Origin of the sequence: Humisphaera borealis (genome assembly GCF_015169395.1) — a bacterium.
Taxonomy (GTDB): Bacteria; Planctomycetota; Phycisphaerae; order Tepidisphaerales; family Tepidisphaeraceae; genus Humisphaera; species Humisphaera borealis.
This window is the reverse complement of the sequence record NZ_CP063458.1, coordinates 7,053,695-7,076,245: the sequence shown is the minus strand read 5'-3', so window position 1 is coordinate 7,076,245 and position 22,551 is coordinate 7,053,695. Positions and strand designations below refer to the sequence as shown.

Below are 22,551 nucleotides of genomic sequence, written 5' to 3'. Positions count from 1 at the left end.
GCGCCATCCCCGAAGGGGTGGCGCTAAAAGTGGGACGTCCTTACTTCACCACTTCGTCCCCTTCACTCAGCCCCGACAGGATCTGCACCATCTTCCCGTCGGTCTTGCCGACCTTGACCGCCTTCTCGACGATCTTGTCGCTCGCCTGCTTCACCTTCACCTTGCCGCCCACGACCGACGACAGGGGGAGCAGCAACGCGTCCTTCACCTTACCTGCGTCGATGACCACGGTCGCCTTCATGCCCGGAATCAGGCGGGCGTCTACGTTCTCCAGGTCGATTGTGGTGACGAAGCCCATGCCCTGGGCCCGGGTCTGCAACTCGACCGACGATGTCTCGGCGGTGTAGCTGGTCTGCGGCAGGCTCGCGGGCGTGATGCGGGCCTTGTCGCCCTTCTCAACCCAGAACGCCTGGGATTCGGGCAGGTTGATCGACAGCCGAAGCTTGCCCGGCTGATACACCCGCATGATCACCGACCCGGCGGCGAGCTTGTCGCCCACCTGGTACGCCTTGGGGTCGCCGCCGGTCAGCACGCCGTCCACCATCGCGCCGTAGGCGACCACGCCATCGCCCGGCGACTTGATCTGGAACTGGGCCGAATCGGATTTGATGTCGGCGAGTTTCTTTTCAGCCTGTTCGACAAGCGTTCGGGCATTCTGTAGCCCCGCCGCCCGGGCGACGGCAGTTTGCGCCTGCGTCGCCTTCAATGCTTCCAGTGACGACTTGGCCTGGACGACGATATCCAGGACCCGCTGCCGCTGCACCGGATAGTCGAACGTCTTGGTCTTGTCCGACCGTTCCTGCTGGATCTTCAGGACGACCTTCGCCTGTTCCAGTGACCGGATGGCCCGGCGGACGACGATGTCGGCGGTCGCGGTGGTCAGCTCTTCGCCGGCGTACATCTTCTTGAGTTGGTCCAGTTCATCAGTCTGATCGTCGACCGAGTTCTGCGCCTGCTTCACGTTCAGGTCGGCCATCAGCAGCATCTGCGGGCCGTCCACTTCCTCGAACCACTTCTTACCCGCCTCGACATTCTTGAGCGCATCCTCCGTCTGGCGGAGCGTGAGCTTGTCGGATTCCTCGGCGAGCCTGGCGTCGATCTCGGCCTTGGTCTGCGCGGCTTTGGCAGCAGCCAGTTCGTTCGTCGCGCCCAGCACCGCCCAGTCGATGAAGGTTCGGTCGAACGTGATCAGCGACTGATCTTTCCGGACCAGCGTTCCCTGTTCCACGATCGTCGAGATGGTCAGCGGACCGGTGTAAGCCTTGAAATCGGTCTTGACCTCGAACGGGTCGATCGGCTGAAACGGGGCCTCGGCGCGCACTTCCAACGCCAGATCGCCTTTAACGACCTTGACGAACTCGGGCGTGCCCGGTTTGGCATCGGGTTTGACCTCAGCCGGTTTGGTCTCGGCGGCCTTGGGGTCGGACTGCGCGAAAGACGGGCAAGACGAACCCAACAGCGCTGCGGCGATGGCAGCCGACAACGCGACTCGAACGGGATTGCGGATCATGCGATGTTTCTCCGAAGGTGCAGACGCCAGCGGGGCCGGCGTTCTAACGCGACCTTAGTGCAACCGACGCAGGAGGTTGGGTCAAGGGAAATCGGACTCAGCCGGCGTTTGGCCGGGATTGTTGAAAGTCGAAGTCGAACGTGGATCGTCGCTCCGACAAAGAAAGAAGCCCGGTCTTTCGACCGAGCTTCTCTCGTGCTATCCCGCTTTCGCGTCCGCCAAGGCGGACCCTACTTGTTCTCTTCCAGGATCGCGTTCTTCACGTTGGTCGGAACGACCGCGTACTTCAACGGCTCCATCGCCGCGGCGGCGCGACCGGTGGACATCGAACGCAGTTCCGTCGTGTAGCCGAACATTTCGCTCAGCGGCACTTCGGCTTCGATCATGACCGCGTTGGCGCGCTCCTGGCTGTCCAGGATCAGGCCGCGGCGGCGGTTCAGGTCGCCGGTGACGTTACCGACGAAGTCCTTCGGCGTCGTGACGACCAGCTTCATGATCGGCTCCAGCAGCGAGAGACCCGCCGCCTTGGCCGCGTCGATGATCGCCAGTCGGCCGGCCAGTTCGAACGCGATCTGGCTCGAGTCGACGTCGTGGTAGCTGCCGTCGGTCAGCGTGACCTTGAGGTTGATCAGCGGGAAGCCGGCGAGCACACCCGTCTTGCAGGTGGTGCGGATCCCGTATTCCACCGACGGGATGAACTCCTTGGGAATCGTGCCGCCGACGATCTTGTTCTCGAACGCGACGCCGTCTTCCCACTTGAGCTTCTTGAGCACGTCGGCTTCGAGCGGCTTGCCGTCGGGGCCGTTGCCGTCGAACGGCTCGACGCTAATCCAGCAATCGCCGAACTGACCACGACCACCCGACTGCTTCTTGTGAACGCCGCGGATGTCCTTGGCCTTGCCGGTGATGCACTCACGGTAGCTGACCTTGGGCTTGCCGACGACGACTTCGACCTTGTAGTCGCGCGTCAGACGTAGCTTGATGATTTCAAGATGCAGCTCGCCCATGCCGGCGATGATGGTCTCGCCGGTTTCCTTGTTGTAGCTCGCCTGGAACGTCGGGTCCTGGCGACGCAGGTTTGTCAGCGCCTGACTGAGCTTGTCCTTGTCGGCGGCCGCCTTGGGCTCGATCGACATGCTGATGACCGGTTCCGGGAACGTCGGGCGTTCCAGGATGATCGGGTCGTCGAGGTCGCACAGGGTGTCGCCGGTCATGGCTTCCTGAACGCCGATGACGGCCACGATGTCACCGGCTTCCGCGCGATCGCGCGGAATACGGTCGTTGGCCGACATCTGGAACATACGGCTGATGTTTTCCTTGCTGTTCTTATTCGCGTTCAGCACGCGGGTGCCCTGCTCGAGGACGCCCGAGTACACACGAACGTAGGTCAGCGTGCCGAACTTGTCGTCGACGATCTTGAACGCCAGCCCGCAGAACGGCTCTTCCGGCACCAGCTTGCGGACGATTTCCTTTTCATGGTCCTTGAGGTCGTGGCCTTTGACTTCCGAGATGTCGGTCGGCGCCGGCAGGAAGTCGATGACGCCGTCCAGAACCTGCTGCACGCCGACGTACTGGTAAGCCGATCCACAGAACAGCGGATGGGCCTTAAAATCGATCGTGCCCTTTCGCAGAGCAGCGCGGATTTCCTTTTCCGTCAGTGATTCAGGGTCTTCCAGGTACTTTTCGGCCAGGGCGTCATCCAGTTCGGCGACCTTCTCGAGCATGATCGAGCGGTATCGCTCGTAGTTTTCCTTGTCAACGCCTTCCAGGCTGTCCACCGACTTCATCGTGACGGTCTGGCCCTTGTCCTTGTCGTCGCCGTATTTTTCCGGTTGATAGACGATCTTGCTGATCAGGTCGATGACGCCGCGGAAGGTGTCGGCTTTGCCAAGTGGGACCACGACCGGGATCGCCGGAGCGCCCAGGCGATCCAGGATCGTCTGGTAGCAGTACTCATAGTCCGCGCCGACCTTGTCCATCTTATTGACGAAACAGATACGGGGCACATTGTACTTAGTCGCCTGACGCCAAACGGTTTCCGACTGGGCTTCGACGCCTTCCTTACCGTCGAAGACAGCGACAGCGCCGTCGAGCACGCGCAGGGAGCGTTCGACTTCGGCAGTGAAGTCGACGTGGCCCGGCGTGTCGATCAGGTTGATGTTGTACAGCTGGTCCGCGGTCGGCGGCGTCTTGGTGACCCAGTTGCCGCGGCTCCATTCGCAGAACGTCGCGGCGCTGTTGATCGTGATGCCGCGCTTCTGTTCTTCGGGATCGAAGTCCATGACGGCGGTGCCTTCGTGCACTTCGCCGATCTTGTGAACGCGGCCCGTGTAATACAGGATTCGTTCGGACGTGGTCGTCTTACCGGCGTCGATGTGGGCGGCAATACCGATATTGCGGATCTTGGTGAGGTCGCGTGACATAAAAGCTCTCTTCAATTCCGGCCGGCGGTGTTGAATGTGACGCCGGCCAAGTGTCCTCGTTCCCGAGTGTCAGAGACTCGATCCCTTCGCCTGTTTACGCCGCGTACACCGGCACTGGCGAAGGACCCGTCGTTTCCACACTTCGGTGCCTGAAGCTCCGACATTTCGGATTCGGATCTCAAATCGGAAATCTCAAATCTGAGATTTCGAATCTGCGATCCACCATCCAAAGCCGCGGAATCGTCAGGAACTGCTCTGAACTGTTCGGTGGAATAACCCACCTTCGATGGGTGAGCTTCAGGCGGGGTTGCTCCGAAGCTCCCGGCGGAACCAGCCGTCAGACGTGCTTACTGGGGGTAAACCCGTCTTCGCTCGATCCGCCACGATGATTGCAAAGGTCCGTCGGCTCCGCGGACTGACCCTTGCAGGGGCTTGGAGTCAGTCGGAGCCGTTACGAACGAAGATCGTTCTTCACGGCCACTCCTTGTTGGAACGCATCGCTGGTACGTCGATCGGCCCGGTCTTGTTTGGCAACCGATCGGCGGATTCCGGCCCATGTACGCAGACGATGAGGGGAGAGAATGTACCGGCAACCGGCCGAACCCGTCAAGCGGGAGAGGATGGCGATACACCGGGCACTCCTTGTTTTCGAGGACGACGATCGGCAGGATATCCGCGAACGCAGCCCCGACCGTCGCGATCCCGCGCCCAAGTGCGAAGAAGCCGGACGTCAAACCGCGTCGGACGTACAACTGGAAGCGATTCCCTGCAAATGAGTTACACTGGGCTGCCGGTCCCGCCGACCTCGGGCGTACGGCGAGCACGGAATCGCCACCGCCGTGACTGCTTAATGCACGCCCTTCAAGAAGCGAGCCAAATCCATGATATCCCCGCCTGCCCTGTCGCCCCGTTTCCCCGGCTCGCACCGCCTGGCAGCCCGCGCCGTTAGCGCCAAATGGGTTTTCCGGTTCCTCTTGCTGGCTTTCGCCGCTGCCACAATGCCCGCCGCCTCTGCCGCCGATGCCCCCGACGCCCGACGCCCGAAGCTGCAGATCATCAACGGCAGCCCGCAGCCCATCGACATCTTCTGGCTTCGGTCCGACAACGACCGAGTGGCCAACGGGTCGGTCTCGCCCGGCAAGAACACGATCATCTCGACCGAAATCGGTCATCGATTCGTCGTCGTCGGGCGTGAGGACAAGTCGGAAGCCGCCGTGACCAGCCTGGTGCCGGTGCAGGGGTTCCGCTTCGATCCCAAGGGCCGCGACGGCGTTCCCGCGTTCTATACCCAGCAGGTCAGCGCCAACGGGTTCCCCATCGTCGCTTCTGCAAAGGTGAACCCCTACGCACTCAAGGAAGCCGCCTACCTCGTGGACATTATGCTCGCCAAGCGCCCCGACGTGCGCGACGCGATGATCAAGAGCGGCGCACGCATGTGCGTCATGGCCCACAACGAATACACCACCGACCTGCCGGAATTCGCCCGCATGGCCACCGCAAGGGTACCCGGCTTCAGCAAGATCGACCCGAAGGACTACTGGGACGCCCGCGCCCGCGGCCTCGGCGGCAGCGAGACCGATCCTTACTGCACCGTCGCCGAGGAAAACGTGCTTGGCTACCCGGGCGACCCGTATGTCAAAGAGTGCATTCTCATCCACGAGTTTGCCCATAACATTCACCTCCGCGGCATGCTCAATGTCGATCCCACCTTCGACACACGCCTCAAGGCGACCTACGACGCCGCGATGAAAGCCGGCCTCTGGAAAGGCAAATACGCCTCGGTGAACCACAGCGAGTATTTCGCCGAGGGCGTGCAATCCTGGTTCGACGACAACCGCGTAAACGACCACGACCACAACCACGTCCATCTGCGCTCACAGCTGATCGAATACGACCCCGGCCTTGCCGCGATGTGCCGCGAAGTCTTCGGCGACACCGAACTGAAGTACAGCAAGCCTGCCACCCGTCTCGTTGGCCACATGGAAGGCTACGACCCTTCCAAGGCCCCCACCTTCGAGTGGCCACAGCGGCTGAAGCAGGCCAACGAAGACATCAAGGCCAAGGCCCGAGCCCGCGAAAAAGCCGCCAACGGCGACGCCAAGCCATAGGCCGCCGAAACTGCGTCGCCATCCTCGGCGATGTCGCCCGTCACCCCGTTCAACAAAGTCTGGCATCTACGACAAAGACAGGCTCCTGCTATGAAGAGACTGCTCGCGGCGACGGCTTTTGGCGTTCTCCTGGTGGGCATGGCCTGCAGTGCCCTGCAACACAAGACCGGCACCGACAACGCTGTGCCTGCGGCACCCGCCGCCCCAACCGCAACCGACGCACCGCTTACCCTTATGGGGCACCGGTTCGTCACGTTCGCCACCGTCGTGCGGGTCCGGCAGATCGAGGTCACCCGGGAAACGGCTCATGGCCCGGATGAATCCAGCCTGCACACGCCCGCCGAGGCGAAGCTGTTTCGCGAAACCATCGCCCGCGCCTGGCCCGGGGCAAGGATCACCTGGGCCTTCACCTGGCTCGCGTTGAACGACCAACGGCCGGACTACCAGGCCCTGCGGAAGCTCGTGGTCTCCTACCACCAGCAACTCGGCGACGAGGTCACCTTTCTTCCGGCCGGATACTTCGCGAACATGTACAACTCCCGCGAGCAGGTGAATCGTGACCTGCACGACGGGCTTCGGCTCGTGTCGGAGATGGTGGGCAACGGCTATCGGCCTCGCTGCGTGATCGCCGGCTTCCTCTCCGCCCAGAACCTGCGTTATCTCTCCGAAACCGAAGGCATCCACGTCTGCCAGGGGAACATCTGGAGCCAGCACGCCGTCGACAACGGCGACGGTGACGGCTCCGTCGCCTACCCCTACTACCCGTCGCGCGAACACTTCCTGAAACCGGCTCAGGGCAAGGAAGACAAGATCGACTGCGTCAACCTCGACGGCTGGACCGTGGACTTCCTCAACGCCCGTCGCGCCGGGCAAACCGGAGGCTTCAGGAGCCGTGCCGGCGTCGGGCCCATCGAGACACTCCTGGGCTACGGAACGGAAAAAGGCCTTGCACAAATGCTCGCCACCACGGCCACGCATTTCGACGACGGCTTCAAAGCAAACGGCTTCGCCTGGGTGACCAGCATCTGGGAACTGGCATTGGTCGAAGGTCGCAAGATCTACGGCTATCGCGGCCGCAACGGCATGGATGGCCTGGAGCAATGGCTCACTGAAATCCGCCGCCGCTGGCCGGAAGCCAAGTGCATCACCCACGGCGAGTTCGGCACACTCTGGCGGCAGCAGTTCAAGGACAACGAAAAACTTGATTACCAGTTCGTCAAGCGAGGCTCGGGGTTCCCGGGGTCTGAACCCGAAAAGCAGATACGCTGGTTCATGAACAAGGACTTCCGCCTGGCATTGCTGGGGGACGCCGGCCGCGACGCCTCCGAGGTCGTCATTGATTTCACGCGATACGACTTGCCGGCCCAAGAGCCGCCCGATCCGCAGCCGGGCAAGCACGTCCGCAACTGGAGCCTGATGAACCGACTGAACCAGAAGGGGCTAAGGCCCGCTGACAAGCCGGTGCCCTTGTCGGCGCTTTCAGCCGAAGAACAGGCACTCATCAAGCGGCATTACCCCGACCTGTTGAAGTAGTTCTCGCCGCACACACCAGTGCGCTGCTCGACTCCAGCGCCGCCGCGGCTCACTTCTTCTCCACCCCCTTCCACCCGAACAGCTTCTCGGCGTTGCCGCGATAGACCTTGTAGCGCACCTCGGCGGGAAGATCGAGCGATTCGAAGAAGGTGTAGTGCTTGTACGGCGACGGGTTTTTCTTGAACGACCACCATCCCTCATCGGTGCCGAACAGCAGTTTGTCCTGGTTACGGATGACGAACTCGCGGGCAAACTTGGTATCGCGGCTCAGCAGGTCGGGGACCACCGTGCCCGACACGTCGGCATACAGGTTCGGAAACTGCTGGAGCTGACGGTCGGCGTCCTTCAACTGCCGCCACCAGTAGGCATGGGCAATCAGCCTGCACTTGGGAAATCGCTTGAGGACGTTGTCCACCCGCTCCATGCCCTTCTCGACCATGTTCTTATTCTGGTCGATGTGGAACATCACCGGCAGGCCGACCTTCTCGCACGCCTCGTAAAGCAGCATGTTCTTCGGATCGTCGAACATCAGCCCCACGCCGTAGTGCTCGCCGAAGGCAATCGCGCCGTCGGCGACCTCTTTCTGAAGAATCTTCACCGCCTCATCGACCGTCTGCACCTGGCCGGCGTCGATGATGCACATGCGATCGATCCTGCCCTTGTAATGGGCAAAGTTCGCGAGCATGGTCTTTCGATCGTCGTCGGTGTAGTCGCGGGACCCCTTGTGATTCAGCGGGCTGACAATGCAGCGGTCGATCTGGTTCCGCGCCATCCATTCGGCCACAACGTCCAGTCCGCCGGGCGTGCAGGGATGCGCGTGGACATGCACATCAATGAACTTGATGGCAGCGGCCGGCGGCTCGGCCGATGGCGCGCCGCCGCCAAACGCGACAAACCCCAGGAATACTGCCAGCGTCAGCCGAATCGCGTTGGGTAGAAATCGCATGATCTACAATCTCCTGGGTCGATCGGGGACTGGCTTCCCCGTGGTCTTGCCTCAAGGCTGGCGGTTATCCAGGAACCGCCGCACCGCCGCCTTCCGGCCGCGGATGCGGCACTTCCGCATGCCGTAGATCACTTTCTCGACCAGCGACTCGGGCACTTCGACGACCGAATGGCGGTCGGCGATTTCCACGGTGCCGATCTGCTCTCCCATGATGCCGGTCAGCCCGGTGATCGCCGCGATAATGTGCTGCGGCAGGATGCCGTCGGTTCGGCCGACACCGACATACAGCCGCGACATCGCCGCCGCCGGTTCTTCCTCAACGGGTGCGGCACTGCCGGGGCTGGCCGCGGTCGTGCGAGCGCTGGCGGGCTTCGCGCCGCCGGATTTGCCGCCGGTCGGGCCGGAAGGCCGGGACGGGTCGCCGTCCTCGCCGTCGTCCCGGTCGCCGCCGGCCGCCTTGTGGGCAAGCTTCACACACGCCAGCGCAACCGTCATCAGATCGTGCTCCTGCGCCAGCGATTCGACGGCCACGCGATACCGGTCGAGCCCGCCGGCGAGAATCGCTTCGCGAATCGCGGCGCGGGTCAGCTCCAGTCGCTTGGCCCGCAGATCGGTGACGGTCGGCACCAGCGCCGTTTCGATCCGTCCACCCGCCTGACGCGCAAACTGGCCCAGCAGGCGCGACTCGCGCGGATCGACCAGCGTGACCGCGACACCCTCGCGCCCCGCCCGGCCAACGCGGCCGATGCGATGCACGTACGCATCGGGGTTGGCCGGCACGTCATAGTTCACCACCAGCGCCAGGTTCTCGATGTCCAGGCCTCGCGCCGCCACGTCAGTGGCAACGACCAGGTCAATTGCGCCGTCCTTCAGTCGCTTGATGACCCGGCTGCGCTGGTCCTGCGTGATGCCGCCGTGCAGCGACTGCGCCCGGTAACCGTGCGCGTTGAGCCGTTCGGTCAGGCTGTCCACCTCGGTCCGCGTGCGGCAGAAGATCAACGCCGACCGCGGGTCTTCCATGTCGAGCACCCGGCCGAGCACCTCCAGCTTGCGGCTGCGCGGAATGATGTACGCCGTCTGGCGGACCTTCGGCGCGATGCCCTTGGTCGGCTTCTCCTGCTCGATGTGGATGCGGAGCGGGTCACGCAGGTACCGCTTGGCCATCCCGGCGATGCGCGGCGGCAGCGTCGCGGAAAAGAAGATCGTCTGCCGCGTTTCCGGCGTCGCCGACAGGATCGTCTCCAGGTCGTCGGCGAACCCCATGTCCAGCATTTCGTCGGCTTCGTCCAGCGCCAGAACCGAGATGCCGCTCAGGTTCATCGTCTTGCGACCGATGTGATCGACCGCCCGTCCCGGCGTCGCCACCACCACGTCCACGCCCCGCTGCAGCGCCTGCGCCTGCTGCCCGAACGAGTGCCCGCCGTAGATCGGGATCGTCGTCACCTTCAGCCGGTTACCGTACTTGTGCATCGCCTCGGCGACCTGCATCGCCAGTTCGCGCGTCGGCACGAGCACCAGCGCCGACGGCCGCGGACGGTCCTTGCCCGCGGCGGCGATGCGCTGAAGGATCGGCAACGCGAACGCCGCCGTCTTACCGGTACCCGTCGCGGCCTGCCCGATCAGATCGCGCCCGGCGAGCAACGGCGGAATGGTCTCTCGCTGGATCGGTGTCGGCTCTTCGTAGCCGAGATCAGACAACGTCTTGATCAGCCCGGCATCCAGGCCGAGACCTCCAAAACCGTCGGTTGCACCAGATTCAACGACTTCCTCGACATCGGCTGCCATCACGGCCCTTCATTAGATCCGCCAACCCCATCACGAAAAGTCCCGACAGATTCGGGGTTCGTGGATAGCTTTTACAGGATGCGCGGCCAGTTCGCACCGCAGCGACGTCGGTGCCGGCTCCCGGCAGGGTCGGATTCGGCGGTAAACGCCCCGGCTTCATTCGCCAGCCGGCTCGGTCAAAGACGGCGATTCGCCCCACGCTCTCCGAGCACGCCGAACGCCCGCCGTGGCAAAGAACGGCGTCATTAGTGACACGGGCTTCCAGCCCGTGCGTCAGGCATCGGAGTTGAGAAATCGCAAACGCTTCCTACTACAACGCACCCCGCACGGGCTGGAAGCCCGTGTCACTGATGACGCCTCCGGTCCTGCATCGGTGTCCGTCCTTATCCCATGGCGGAACCGCCGCAGCACTCTGGTTCGCCGAATGCGCCAAACGAACCCGAGAACCCGTCACAGGCGAAAACGCCGAACGAACCCGACAACATTGTCCGCCAAGGCGTCCGTAACACGGCTTTCCAAGCCGTGCGAGCGACGTCACGCACCCGCTGATGTCCATCCTCCACCTCCTCCTGTTTCTGCGGAATGAACCCAAGGAAAGCCAAACGAACCCAACGCGTCGAACGAACCCGGCGCACTGATGAACGCCGGTGTCTGAGGTACCCCGAAGACCCGGATTCCTGGTGCGATCGGCGCGGGGCATCCGGGTCTTCGGAGTACCTCAGACACCGGCGTCATCGCCCCATCAGTCGTGACGTCACCCGACGTGGCACCATCCGCAGTAACACCATTCATCGTGCCACCGTCCATTGCCGCAAAGTCCGTCGCGAAGTCATCCATCGCAACATCTCCCGCGTCATCCGCCGACGGATCTCCCCGCTCTCGCGCCCCGTACAACACCGCATGCCGCTGCACCTCGCGCAATTCGCGCAAGCACCCGCGCATCGACCGCTCCAGCCGCAGCTCGTACCGCTGCAGGCGGACCAGCATCGTGTCGTCGTCGCTCAGCATCTCCTGGACCAGATCGCCCAAACCGCCGAGCGCCAGGTCGTCGAGCTTGCGCGTTTCGCGCCGCCCGGCGAAGATGGACGACTCCAGCACCGGCACCCGCTTGAGCTTCCACGCCAGCTCCGCCGCCCGCTCGGCCAGCGTCACCTGCAGCGATCCGACGGCGTTCAGCTCGACGATAAAATCATCCACAAACGCTTGGTAGATCGCCGGGTCCTCCCCCGGAATCAAAACGCCCCGGGCGCACAACCCGTGCTTGAGCGCATTCTGCGAGCTGGCGGCTTTGCCCGCCGGCGTCACCGGTCCGCGCGACCGAGCCCCATTGATCCGCGCCTGCTCCGCCCGCGACCGACGCTGCTGCGCGCCATCGCAAGGGTTGGAGGTCGGCGAGCCATCCATCACCGGCACCGCGGCAGCGCCGCGATCCGACCCAAACCCGCCGCACATCTCCGGCGCTGGCGACACGAACGGCTGAAACATCCCGACCGGCGGCACCCCGGCAAGAATCGCATCCCGCTGGGCAGACGAGAATGTGGACTGCTTCGACCGCGCGGACGGTTTCGCGTCCATGAACTCCGCAAGCTTCGACGACTGGCGCATAGAAACCTCCCATCCCGGCGGCGTACGCCGGGTAAAAAGAATGTTCTATAAGTGTACGGATTATCGAACAAAAACCAAACAAAAAATCCCGCCCGGGAAGGGTCGTCGAAGGTCGAAAGGTAGTGCCGGAGACGTCCGGGTCGTGACGGTCACGATCACGGGTGATCGTCTGCGTCTTTCCGCGTCGTGGACGCGCTCCGCTTCGCGTCGCGGCTAACCACGAAACGTGTCCTCGGTTAGCCGCGACGCGAAGCGGAGCGCGTGCCGCACGGTCAGCGCTTATGGTGCGATGAGCATATCGGCGCGACGAGCGCGTCAATGCAACAACCAAGGGGGGAACGCACACTTCCTCCTCTCAGTCATCAAAGCGAACCCCGATTCCTCAACGGGAATCGGGGTCGTACAAAATGCACCTAACAGGGCACCGGTAGAGCTTTTCGTCGCTGCGATACGCACGACGCAGTTGGTCCTCATCACGATGCCGGGATCGTCCGAACACCGGAATATGCAATGATCTTCTCGTCGGCGGTGACTAGTTCCGTTTCGAGCAGCCGGGCAAGGGCCACGATTAGTCGGTCTGCCGGATCCCGATGAAAGTCGCCGGGCAGACTGACCGATTCGAGACACAATGCGTCGGTCAAAGGCTCGATTCGAATCTGCTCGGCAGTCTGTGCGACTTCCAGCCATGCTCGGACGGACGGTCGAAGAATCAGCCGATTCAATGACACCGCAGTCGCGATCTCAAGCAGGGAAACCGCGCAGACTCTGACATCGCGCTCGCGATCGATCCGGTCGCGCACGGACCGGTTGAGCTTTGGATGATCATCCACCCACCAGATCCAGACAGGGGTGTCAATGACGATCAACGAAGCATCTCCCACTGTTCGGGAGGTATCATCGGCTCACACGGTTCGTCGAACCGCTCGACGCCACCCTTAAGGACCTGGCGCACTTCGGCAATCGACCGCGATGCTCGCTGCGAGGGCTCATCCAGAGCGACCGAAATGGTAACCGCTTGCCCGTCGGCGAACGGAAGGCCAGTCAGGACAACCTTTCCTTCCCGGACGATCACATGATCGATCTGGTGCATATAAGAAAAGTATATCCCCAAGGCGTGAAACGAAACAGCGGGACGGTCGAAACCGTCCCGCTGCCAAATGGAGCCACGGGGAATCGAACCCCGATTTACTGAATGCGATTCAGTCGTCATCCCGTTAGACCATGGCCCCGGGAACCGAGTGAAATAGTGTACGGCTTTCCCGGCACGGGTCAAGTCGGCGGGCGACGGTTCGGGCGGGATCAGCCCGGATCAGCCAGAAGCCTGCTACTTCGCCTTGTCGGCTTCCACACCGCTCATCGCCCCCTCCGAGACCGCCTTCCAGGCGATCTCCTGGAGCATGCGGTTGAGCTTGCGGGCGTTTTCGTCTCCGTCTTTTTCGAACACCTTCAGGCCCACCGGGCTGGTGCGGTAGATGGCGGCGTAGTTGCAGTAGCTCACCAGTCGAGTCAGCGGCTCAAGACCGTGGCCGATGGGGTCGCGGAACAGCTCCGATTGCTTGGTGATTCCCGGCACCTCGCCGGCGATCACCTTTGCCCGCAGTGCCAGCACCGCCTCGCCCGCGGGCACGATGAACACCACCTGCTTGCCGGCCTTGGCGTTGATCTCCTTCGCCTGCTTTTCCAAGCCGGTGCGGAAGACTTCCAAAGGCGGGCGGAGGATGTCGATCGTCTTTTGGTCGCGCTCCTTGTTGTCCTTGATCGGCTTGCTCCAGTCGTCGAACGCCATCCAGGACTGCTGCACGTAGACGCGCAGGTTGGGGTTGTGCTTGAGCCCCAGCATCGTGAACGCCTCGATCGCCGGGTCGGGGACGAGTTTCATGTGCGGGGCAAGGGTCAGCACGTCGAACGCCCCGGCGGTCAGGCCGGTTTTGACCTTGTTCTTGTCGTCGGGAAGGTCCCAGTGCTGGGTAACGGTCGATCCGCCGATCATCTGGGCGCCGACGGTGACATGATCCTTGATGCCCGCCGACTCGGCGATTTTGCCCAGCGCCGGAGCGACGAAGATGTGAAAGCTGTGGCCGCAGATCTGCACCCGCTGCCCCTTGGGGGGCGCGGCCGATGCGGGTTTGTCGTCGGCAAATCCCATCGCCGGCAGGAGCAGGCAAAGCAACGCGGGAAGGAAGAATCGCAGACGGTTCAAGATCGCAGCCATGAAGTGCCTCCGGGGAAATGGCGAGCAAAGGTGGACGGAGTCAGTAGTCAGTAGTCAGTAGTCAGTAGTCGGTAGTCGGTGACAAGTGACCCTTAACCTTTAACCCCATACCTGCCATCCGTTGTCCAGAATTGTCGGCGGGTCGCCCCGGGAGTATAAGCCGGCCTCATGTGGCGGAAAGACAACGCGGCGCGGACTCGACACCGGCAAACGACCCCCTTCGGCGGCGGTCGGACAGGGCACCCTCGAGCGGCTCGCGCGGCACGTCCGGCCGCGTGGGCCCTGGCGGTGTACGGCTTGCTTCTGGTTCTCCTACGGCTATCGGCGGCACAGGGTGCCGAGGGGGTCTATCGCGACAAGATCGATCCGCACTGGTCGGCCGACGGGTCGCAGTTCTGGTACCGCAACGATCTGCCCGGAGGACAGCGGGAGTTCATCCGTGTCGATGCCGCCGCCGGCAAACGCGCACCCGCGTTCGACCACGCCCGCGTCGCCGATGCACTGGCCAAGGCCACGAACAAACCCGTCGTCGCCGGCCGACTGCCGATTGAATCCCTCGACTTTGGCCAAGCACCTACCACGCTGATCCTCGTCGGGCGCGGCGGTGACGCCGCCTGGCGGCTGGATCTGACGACGTACGGGCTGACCAAGGTCGATCCGCCCGCCGGCAAACCCGGCGCGTCCGGGGCTCGCCAGTTGCCCGGGCCGCGGCCGAGCCGCTTCGGCGGCGACGGTGACGAATCCGAGCTCACCTTCGTCAACCGAACCCCCAAACCGATCGACCTCTTCTGGATCGATCCCGACGGCGACCGCCGGAAGTTTGCGACCGTCGCCCCCGGCCGGCGGAGCACACAGGGCACCTACGCCGGCCACGTGTGGGTCGCGGTCGATCCCGACGGCAAAGACGTCGCGTTCTTCGAAGCCGGTGCGGCCGCCTCGACGGTCACCGTCGAACCTGGCGCGAAACCAATGCCACACGTGGACGACGCAGATGATGATGGCGACGCCATGGTGTTCCCCGAATCGGCCACCCGCCCCGCCGGCCGAAAGCCTGCCGCCGGTCGCCGATCGCCGCGTGGCCCGGCGTCGCCGGACGGCAAATGGGTCGTCGCCGTGCGCGACGACAACCTGCTGCTCCGCCCCGCCGCCGGCGGCGACGAACAGCCGCTGACCACCGACGGCAAGGCCGGCGACGGCTACTCGCCCGACCGCGTCTGGTGGTCGCCGGATTCGTCGCACGTCGTCGCGATGCGGGTGCTGACACCCGAAGAGCGAAAGGTCTACACCGTCGAGTCGTCGCCCAAGGACCAGTTGCAGCCGAAGCTCCGCACGCTCGACTACAACAAGCCCGGCGATCCGATCGACCACCCGCGCCCCCGGCTGTTCCGCGTCGCCGACCGCCGGGCCGTGCCGATCAAGGACGACCTGTTCCCGACGCCCTGGTCGATCAACGACCTCCGCTGGTCGGCCGATTCGTCGCGGTTTACCTTCGTCTACAACCAGCGCGGCCACCAGGTGCTCCGGCTGATCGCGGTCGATGCCGCCACCGGCGACGCCCGCGCGATCGTCGAGGAGCGCAGCAACACCTTCATCCACTACTCCGGGAAGTTCTACTGCCAGTGGGTCGGCGAGGATGAACTGGTCTGGGCCAGCGAGCGCGACGGCTGGAACCACCTGTGGCTCTACGACGCCAAGGCCGGCAAGGTGAAGAACCAGATCACCAACGGCCCCTGGCTGGTGCGCGGCGTCGATCGGCTGGACACGAACACGCGGCAGGTCTGGTTCCGCGCCATGGGTATGAAGTCGGGGCAGGACCCCTACCACGTCCACGTCTGCCGGGCGAACGTCGACGGCTCCGGGCTGACCGTCCTTACCGACGGCGACGGCACGCACGATGTGCAGTGGTCGCCCGACCGCCGATACCTCATCGACCGCTGGTCGCGCGTCGATCAGCCGCCCATCACCGAGCTGCGCAACGCCGAGACCGGCAAGCTGGTGTGCCGCCTGGAAGAGGCGGACGCGTCCGAGGCGCTCGCCGCCCGCGGCGGCCGCTGGCCGACGCGCTTCGCCGCCAAGGGTCGCGACGGCAAGACGGATATCTACGGCGTGGTCTGGCTGCCGCGTGATTTCGACCCCGCCAAGCGGTACCCCGTGCTGGAAAACATCTACGCCGGCCCGCAGGACTTCTTCGCCCCCGTCGCATTCCGCCCGAGTTGGGGCGAGCGGCAGCGGCTGGCCGACCGCGGCATGATCGTCGTGCAGGCCGACGGCATGGGCACCGACGGCCGTGGCAAGGCGTTCCACGACATCTGCCACAAGAACCTCAAGGACGCCGGCTTCCCCGATCGCATCGCCTGGTGCCGCGCCGCGTCGGCGCGGTTCACGCAGATGGACCTGTCCCGCGTCGGCATTTACGGCGGATCGGCAGGCGGACAAAACGCGATGGCCGCCCTTCTCTGGCACAACGACTTCTATAGCGTCGCCGTCGCCGACTGCGGCTGCCACGACAACCGGATGGACAAGATCTGGTGGAACGAGCAGTGGATGGGCTGGCCGGTAGACGAGAGCTACGCCGCCAGTTCCAACGCCGTCAACGCCGGGTTGCTGAAGGGGAAGTTGATGCTGATCGTCGGCGAGATGGACAACAACGTAGACCCCGCGTCGACGATGCAGGTGGTCGGCGCGCTGCAGAAGGCCGACAAGGATTTTGATCTGGTGGTCATCGTCGGCGGCAAGCACGGCGCCGCCGAGACCCCCTACGGCACCCGCCGGCGGGCGGAGTTCCTGGTGAAGAACCTGATCGGTACGAAGTAGGCCCTCCGGAGACGTACGGGAGACGCGCTAACAGGACGCTGAAAAACCCTTGAATCGCCTGATTTCTGGCCCTCGCTTTGGCCGTTGACCAACAGTTATTGCAAGTATGGCTTGAAACAGGACGGATTTTCGCTTCGGCGAGCCCGTCGCGGCGCCGGACGGCGCGCATCGATGGCCCTGTGGTTCATGCTACGCCCGACAGTGAGCGCAACCGGATCAGGTTGAACGCCGCCGCGGCAATGTGCGCCTGCTGGCCGGTCTTGCGGTGGCCGATCAGACGCGTCCGCGCCAGGCCGCCGATCGTCTTCACCCAGCCGAAGCACTCCTCAATCTTCTTGCGGCACCGTTGGCTGATCGAGTACCCAACGCCACTCTCTCGCTTTCGCATCCGCTTGCGGGCCGCGATCGTCTCGGTGTTCACCTTGCTGTAGCGGGTTCCCGGCTCCCCGCCGATCGGTCCGTCCTTGGTCGCCACGTGCGGCGTGATCTTTCGTTTCTCCAGGTCGAGCAGAAACGGCCCTTGGTCGTATCCTTTGTCTGCGCCCAGCGTCTTAGGCGTGATCTTGAATCGCTCCTTCACGCGGTCCAACAACGACACCGCGGTCTTCGGCTCGCTGTTGTCCAGCGGCGAGTTGACCTCGACCGCCAGCACCAGACCGTGCCGGTTCTCCACGATCGCGTGCAGCGCGTGGGCAAGCCGCGCCGGCTGACCGTCGCTCTTGCGGATCAGCTTCGCGTCAGGATCAGTCGTTGATTCGTGCGTATCGTTCGACCGCTTCTGTCCGTGGAAGTCGACTTCCGCGTTGCGGCCCTTGAAGCCGTTGGAGTCCCCGGAATCGTCTCGGTCCTTGGACTTGAAGCTCTTGATTGATGCGTATGCCTCGATCAGCGAGCCGTCGACGGAGAAGTGGTCGGAGCTGACCAGCCCGATCGCGATCGCCCGACGCACCGTACTGTTGAAGAACGCGTCGATCAAACCGTGCTTCTCCAGCCGGACCCGGTTGTGGCTGAAAACAGTGGCGTCGAACACCAGCTCGTCGATCCGCAGATCCAGGAACCAGCGGAACAGCAGATCGTGGTCGATCCGCTCGACGAGCTGTGCCTCAGAGCGGATCGAGTAGAGCGACTGCAGCAGCATCGCCTTGATCAATCGCTCCGGCGGCACACTGGGCCGGCCTTCCTGGGCATAGGCGGTGTCGAACCGGCGGCTCATCTTCGCCAGATCCTGATCCGCCATCCGCTTGATGGCCCGCAGCGGGTGATCCGGGCGGACACGGGCCTCCAGGTCAATCGACGCCACGAACAGAACTGCCTGCCGATCCGTCTTGCCACGCATGAGCGACCTCCATGTCGAGTATGGCCGATAGTTCAGCGCGGCCTCCGGCCGCCGTCAAGGGTTTTTCAGCGTCCTGCTAAAGACGCTCCGCTCCGCGTCGCGGCTAACCGGTTAGCCGCGACGCGCAGCGGAGCGTACCGAAGTGCGACGAAGCTGCCCCCTTGCGTGAAGTCGGGCGACGCACGTCATTCAGCGGCCGGCGATTCGCCACGCAACGTACGCCCCTGCGGATCACGTCGCTTGGCGAACGTACTGTCGAGAAGTTTTTTCATCTTATCGACCGCACCGCCAACCGCTTCGTTGATGGTTCCGCCGACGTGGGTGACGACGAGGGGTTTCATGCCCGCCGGGCGAGCTTCCAGGAGGCAGCGTTTGTCGTCGCCTTTGGACTTGCTGCCGTTGTCATCACTGAGGTGGATTTCGACACGGGTGATCTTGTCGCCGAATCGGCCGAGCGAGGCATCGACGGTGGACTGAACATGCAGCTCGAGCGCCTCACTCCCCTTGACGTTGTGATCGGTGTTGACCTGGACCTGGATCCGGGGCGTCTGGGGTTCGGGCGCTTCGTTGGATGAGGTCGATGCGTTCGATGATTGGGTCAGCGTGTCGACCGCGGGGACGACTTCCGGTTTTGCATCGCGCCGCGCCTGGGCACGCTTGCCGGTCGCGGATGCCTTCCCAGTGCGATTGCCGCCCAGACCCGCTTCATTCAGGCGGGCTTCCTTGGCGGAAGTCGTGGCGTTCAACTGCTTCCCCGATTCGCCGGCGGGAAGTTTGGCCGATGCCGGCCCTTTGTGATCGTGACCGCTGCGAGAAGTTGTGTTTTTCTGCGTCATGGTGGATTCCTTGATCGGACCGTAGCAGGTTCGGCGGAGCCCGCCTACGCGAAATCGGGCGGGCCCGGCGAAGAACCTGACGGGCACGAAGTAGCACTTCTGGAGACGCTGCCGGTAAGCTCGGCTCCCCCTTCCACAACGCCCGTTGTGATGGGGTAAACGCAAACCCTTCGGTCACCGGCCGGTATATACTTGCGGCGTTCAGTCGAGTATCGCCCGTGCGGGCGATCAAGATTGTGTGCAACAACACAGACCACTGGAGGAGAACCATGCGCTTCTCGAAGAATCTTCAATCATTGTCGATCGCGGTTGCGGCCGCCTGCGGTGTCGCCGCGGGCTTTGCCGGGCTGACCTACACCGCATCCCCGGTTCAGGCTGCCGCCGCAGCCGAGCTGAAGGTCGGCGACGCCGCCCCTGACTTTTCGCTCCCCGCCAGCGACGGCAAGACCTACAAGCTGTCCGATTTCAAGGGCAAGCAGGCGGTGGTGATCGCGTGGTTCCCCAAGGCGTTCACCGGCGGATGCACGACCGAGTGCAAATCGCTCGCCGCCAACGGGGACAAGATCCGGAAGTTTGACGTCGCGTACTTCATGGCGAGCGTCGATCCGGTGGACGGGCCGAAGGGGAACAAGGCGTTCGCCGAATCGGAGAAGACCGACTTCCCGATCCTCGGCGACGAGAAGAAGACAGCCGCCGCCGCGTACGGCGTGCTGAACGCCAAGGGCATGTCCAACCGCTGGACGATTTATATCGACAAGGAAGGCAAGATCGCCGCGATCGACAAGGCGGTAAAGCCGGCGACCAGCGCCGAAGACATGATCGCGAAGCTGAAGGAACTGAAGGTCGCGCAGAAGTAACGACCGCGCAGCGCTCATGTTCTGTCAGCAATGCGGCGTGCATTTTGGTGCCACGGGTCGGCGGTAACGTCGCAGACCCGTGGCACCACTGCTTTTGAAGCGTCAGGTCTTGGGCCCGACGGTCTCGAGTGCCTCTTCGTCCACCGAAGCATCGGCGCGGTGGGGCAGGCCGTCGGCCGGTGGCGGGACGACGACGATCTTGGTGTCGGGTGGGAGCAGGTATTCGAGCTGCTTCTGGAAGTTTCCCTTGATGAACTTGTGGATCGCGCCGCGTCGGCTGGTGCCGATCAGCACGCGGTCCACGCCGTACATCGCCGCCGATTCGGCCAGCAGTTCCGCCGCGTTGGTGCCGGTGTCGTAGATGGGGATGACGGGCACGCCGGCCTCGTGACCAAGGTCGAGAAAACGCGCGAACGTGCGGAGGGCGGCCAGGTCGGTGTCGATCGTCAGCCGTTCGGCGGCGTCGTATTTGTAGGACAGGTTGACCTGCCGCACGAACGCGACCACGACCGCCGCGCCGATGCGCTTGGCCTCGGCGAACGCCGGCGCCGCGAGCGCTTCCGAGCCGTAGGTGGCCAGGAGAACCTTGGGCATGAGTGCGACGTTGTCGGGGAGCTGCTCGGCGATCGCCTGTCGGAGGATGCTGGGCTTGGGTCCGCGGCGCTGGGCGAGGAATCGGTTGAGCTGACGGGCCGACAGCCCGAGCACCATGACGACGGTGACGAAAAGCAGCGCCTCGCGCTTGACGAACGCGAGCGTCACCCAGATCGCCAGCAGGATGACACCCAGCACGAGCATCGGCACCTTGCGTTGCATGCGGCGGAGGCGCGGGTGCATGGCGCAGAGGGTGACGTTGATCGCGACCGCGCCGATCACGCCGATGGCGTAGAGCGCGGCGAGGCTGTCGAGGTCGTGGCTGATCAGCAGGACGATGATGGGGACCGATGCCGCGACCACCGCCGGCAGCCAGGGCACGCCGAAACGATTCAGCCGCGTCATGACCTGCGGCAGTTCGCCGTCGCGGGCCATGAGGTACTGGACGGAGATCATGTCGGTGATGGCGGTGTTGGCCGCCGAGAGCAGCAGCACGCCGCCGATGATGCGTACGGCCAGTTCGCCCCACTGACCGACGTAGTGCCCGGTGAGGAAGGCGGCCATGTCAGCCTGGTGGGCGTCGCGGTCGATCGGGGAGATCGAAAGCATGAACAACGCCAGGAGGACGTTGAAGACGGCGACCTCGGTCGCGACGACCCAGATCGCCTTGCGGGCGGTATGGGCGACGGGCTTCTTCATCACGCCGGTGAGGTTGGCGATCGCCTCAACGCCGGACAGCGCCAGGACGATTGAGACGAACGAGACCCACAGCGCCGTCGGCTGGTGTTGCAGCGTGTCGGAAAGTGAGGGGATTCTCTGCGGCAGGTCGGCCCAGGGCACCTGCGGCAGCGCGAACGCGGTGATGAGGAGTGTGATGAACACCATCCCCACGGCCGCCGCGATGGCAAAACCGCCGGTGTGTTTCGGCCCCATCAGGTTGAACATCCCGATGACGGCAACCGCGACGATGCCCCAGAGTGCCGGGCTTCGCCAGGCGAAGAGTTCGTCGGCGGTGCTGGGTGGCGTCTGTCGGTGGGGGTCGAGGGACGCATCGGTATCGGGGCCTTTGTCGACCTGCCCCTTCTCGACATGTGCATGCTCGGCGCCGAGACCGAAGTAGTGGAACGCGTCGAGCGCGCTCAGCGACGCAGTCACCGTGTAGTCGGCAAACAGCAGCAATGCGCCGACGACGGCGAGGGTTCGGCTCTTGCTTTTGGCGGCGGTGTAGACACCGCCGCCGTCGGGGTAAATGCGGCAGATCTGGGAGTACGCCCAGCCGACCGCCATGATGAGCACGCTCATCGCGAGAATGAGCCAGAAGCTGGTGCGCCCCGCGAAGAAAAGGGCCAGGCCCAGCACGTAGAGACGACTGGTGCCCCAGTCACCAAAAAGCAGGCCGCCGGCCTGTTTCCAGCCGACATTCCTTGGACGTTCAGCAGACAAAAGGGACAGCGCCGCGGGCTTTGCCCGACCGGAAGACGATGCGGTGTGCATACATGAAACAGGTGGAACGACGACCTTCGAGTTGCCAAAAAAGCGACCGGATAGCGACACCTTCCGTCGCCCGAGCGAGGCGACAGCGTCGGAAATCCGAAGACGTCATTCAGCAACCGACACCCCGGTCCTTCCCGGAAGCGGCAGTCATGCGTTCAGCGCACAGACAGGAGTCTTGGCGGTCGGACGGGCGGACACCACTTGGGTGGCGACCGTCGCAGGAAGGCTCTGTCGTGCCCTCTCAAAAGCCTACGGGGTTAGCTGACGGGCTAGGGCTTGAAAGTGCCCCGCGATCTTCGTGGATCGCTGCGCCCCCGGTGCCGGGCCGATTCTCACGGCAACCAACACCCTTGGGTTCCCCGCGCACAGGCTCAAACAAACCCGTGCCTCGGCGGCAAACGAAGGGGACAAATGCTACCGACCCGGGAACGCGCGTCAATAGGAAGCCCCCCGACGGAAACTCCACGTGACACTAAGCCACTGATGTGAATGACTTTG

14 protein-coding genes, 1 tRNA gene and 1 riboswitch are annotated in these 22,551 nt (G+C 63.8%); of the genes, 4 read left to right on the top strand and 11 right to left on the bottom strand.

Annotation, left to right across the window (positions count from 1 at the left end; genetic code table 11):
* Positions 1-40: 40 nt before the first annotated feature.
* Positions 41-1,510 carry an efflux RND transporter periplasmic adaptor subunit gene (locus IPV69_RS26680; RefSeq protein WP_206292781.1) on the bottom strand — a complete coding sequence of 490 codons (1,470 nt, stop codon included), beginning with the start codon at positions 1,508-1,510 and terminating at the stop codon, positions 41-43.
* 230 nt (positions 1,511-1,740) lie between these two features.
* Complete coding sequence (gene fusA / locus IPV69_RS26675; RefSeq protein ID WP_206292780.1) at positions 1,741-3,933, bottom strand: elongation factor G; 2,193 nt, start codon at positions 3,931-3,933, stop codon at positions 1,741-1,743.
* 881 nt (positions 3,934-4,814) lie between these two features.
* On the opposite strand from fusA, the gene IPV69_RS26670 reads away from it, so the two are divergent.
* Positions 4,815-6,041 carry a hypothetical protein gene (locus IPV69_RS26670; RefSeq protein WP_206292779.1) on the top strand — a complete coding sequence of 409 codons (1,227 nt, stop codon included), beginning with the start codon at positions 4,815-4,817 and terminating at the stop codon, positions 6,039-6,041.
* A 90-nt stretch (positions 6,042-6,131) separates the two neighbouring features.
* The gene (locus tag IPV69_RS26665) at positions 6,132-7,574 is read left to right on the top strand and encodes a DUF3863 domain-containing protein (protein WP_206292778.1); all 1,443 of its coding nucleotides are present in this window, start codon (positions 6,132-6,134) and stop codon (positions 7,572-7,574) included.
* A gap of 49 nt (positions 7,575-7,623) precedes the next feature.
* On the opposite strand, the gene IPV69_RS26660 is transcribed toward IPV69_RS26665, so the two are convergent.
* From IPV69_RS26660 to IPV69_RS26635, 6 genes are all read right to left on the bottom strand, one after another.
* Positions 7,624-8,520, bottom strand: coding sequence for an amidohydrolase family protein (locus IPV69_RS26660; RefSeq protein WP_206292777.1), 897 nt, complete (start codon positions 8,518-8,520; stop codon positions 7,624-7,626).
* A gap of 51 nt (positions 8,521-8,571) precedes the next feature.
* Positions 8,572-10,305 carry a DEAD/DEAH box helicase gene (locus IPV69_RS26655; protein ID WP_206292776.1) on the bottom strand — a complete coding sequence of 578 codons (1,734 nt, stop codon included), beginning with the start codon at positions 10,303-10,305 and terminating at the stop codon, positions 8,572-8,574.
* 534 nt (positions 10,306-10,839) lie between these two features.
* On the bottom strand, positions 10,840-11,910 hold the full coding sequence (locus IPV69_RS26650) for a hypothetical protein (protein ID WP_206292775.1): 1,071 nt from the start codon (positions 11,908-11,910) through the stop codon (positions 10,840-10,842).
* 473 nt (positions 11,911-12,383) lie between these two features.
* Positions 12,384-12,776: a type II toxin-antitoxin system VapC family toxin gene (locus IPV69_RS26645; RefSeq protein ID WP_206292774.1), complete on the bottom strand. Its 393-nt coding sequence runs from the start codon at positions 12,774-12,776 to the stop codon at positions 12,384-12,386.
* 292 nt (positions 12,777-13,068) lie between these two features.
* Positions 13,069-13,139, bottom strand: a tRNA-Ala gene (locus IPV69_RS26640).
* 95 nt (positions 13,140-13,234) lie between these two features.
* Positions 13,235-14,122 (bottom strand): hypothetical protein, encoded by an 888-nt coding sequence (locus IPV69_RS26635; RefSeq protein WP_206292773.1) that lies wholly within the window; start codon positions 14,120-14,122, stop codon positions 13,235-13,237.
* 297 nt (positions 14,123-14,419) lie between these two features.
* Here IPV69_RS26635 and IPV69_RS26630 point away from each other — a divergent pair, with 297 nt between their 5' ends.
* A complete protein-coding gene (locus IPV69_RS26630; RefSeq protein WP_206292772.1) occupies positions 14,420-16,936 on the top strand; it encodes a prolyl oligopeptidase family serine peptidase in 2,517 nt (838 codons plus the stop codon).
* A 184-nt stretch (positions 16,937-17,120) separates the two neighbouring features.
* On the opposite strand, the gene IPV69_RS26625 is transcribed toward IPV69_RS26630, so the two are convergent.
* Positions 17,121-18,272, bottom strand: a complete 1,152-nt coding sequence (locus IPV69_RS26625) for an IS5 family transposase (RefSeq protein ID WP_206292771.1) — start codon at positions 18,270-18,272, stop codon at positions 17,121-17,123.
* Positions 18,273-18,457: 185 nt separating this feature from the next.
* On the bottom strand, positions 18,458-19,108 hold the full coding sequence (locus IPV69_RS26620; RefSeq protein ID WP_206292770.1) for an HPF/RaiA family ribosome-associated protein: 651 nt from the start codon (positions 19,106-19,108) through the stop codon (positions 18,458-18,460).
* A gap of 269 nt (positions 19,109-19,377) precedes the next feature.
* On the opposite strand from IPV69_RS26620, the gene IPV69_RS26615 reads away from it, so the two are divergent.
* Positions 19,378-19,965 carry a peroxiredoxin family protein gene (locus tag IPV69_RS26615; RefSeq protein ID WP_206292769.1) on the top strand — a complete coding sequence of 196 codons (588 nt, stop codon included), beginning with the start codon at positions 19,378-19,380 and terminating at the stop codon, positions 19,963-19,965.
* A 102-nt stretch (positions 19,966-20,067) separates the two neighbouring features.
* Here IPV69_RS26615 and IPV69_RS26610 read toward each other — a convergent pair whose 3' ends face one another.
* A complete protein-coding gene (locus tag IPV69_RS26610) occupies positions 20,068-22,002 on the bottom strand; it encodes an APC family permease (RefSeq protein ID WP_206292768.1) in 1,935 nt (644 codons plus the stop codon).
* Between the two features lie 282 nt (positions 22,003-22,284).
* Positions 22,285-22,457, bottom strand: a riboswitch (cyclic di-AMP (ydaO/yuaA leader).
* Positions 22,458-22,551 lie beyond the last annotated feature (94 nt).

Bases quoted from the DNA above. Each gene is read 5' to 3' on its own strand.
- IPV69_RS26680 (WP_206292781.1), bottom strand. From the start codon at position 1,510: ATGATCCGCAATCCCGTTCGAGTCGCGTTGTCGGCTGCCATCGCCGCA.
- fusA (WP_206292780.1), bottom strand. From the start codon at position 3,933: ATGTCACGCGACCTCACCAAGATCCGCAATATCGGTATTGCCGCCCAC.
- IPV69_RS26670 (WP_206292779.1), top strand. From the start codon at position 4,815: ATGATATCCCCGCCTGCCCTGTCGCCCCGTTTCCCCGGCTCGCACCGC.
- IPV69_RS26665 (WP_206292778.1), top strand. From the start codon at position 6,132: ATGAAGAGACTGCTCGCGGCGACGGCTTTTGGCGTTCTCCTGGTGGGC.
- IPV69_RS26660 (WP_206292777.1), bottom strand. From the start codon at position 8,520: ATGCGATTTCTACCCAACGCGATTCGGCTGACGCTGGCAGTATTCCTG.
- IPV69_RS26655 (WP_206292776.1), bottom strand. From the start codon at position 10,305: ATGGCAGCCGATGTCGAGGAAGTCGTTGAATCTGGTGCAACCGACGGT.
- IPV69_RS26650 (WP_206292775.1), bottom strand. From the start codon at position 11,910: ATGCGCCAGTCGTCGAAGCTTGCGGAGTTCATGGACGCGAAACCGTCC.
- IPV69_RS26635 (WP_206292773.1), bottom strand. From the start codon at position 14,122: ATGGCTGCGATCTTGAACCGTCTGCGATTCTTCCTTCCCGCGTTGCTT.
- IPV69_RS26625 (WP_206292771.1), bottom strand. From the start codon at position 18,272: ATGCGTGGCAAGACGGATCGGCAGGCAGTTCTGTTCGTGGCGTCGATT.
- IPV69_RS26620 (WP_206292770.1), bottom strand. From the start codon at position 19,108: ATGACGCAGAAAAACACAACTTCTCGCAGCGGTCACGATCACAAAGGG.
- IPV69_RS26615 (WP_206292769.1), top strand. From the start codon at position 19,378: ATGCGCTTCTCGAAGAATCTTCAATCATTGTCGATCGCGGTTGCGGCC.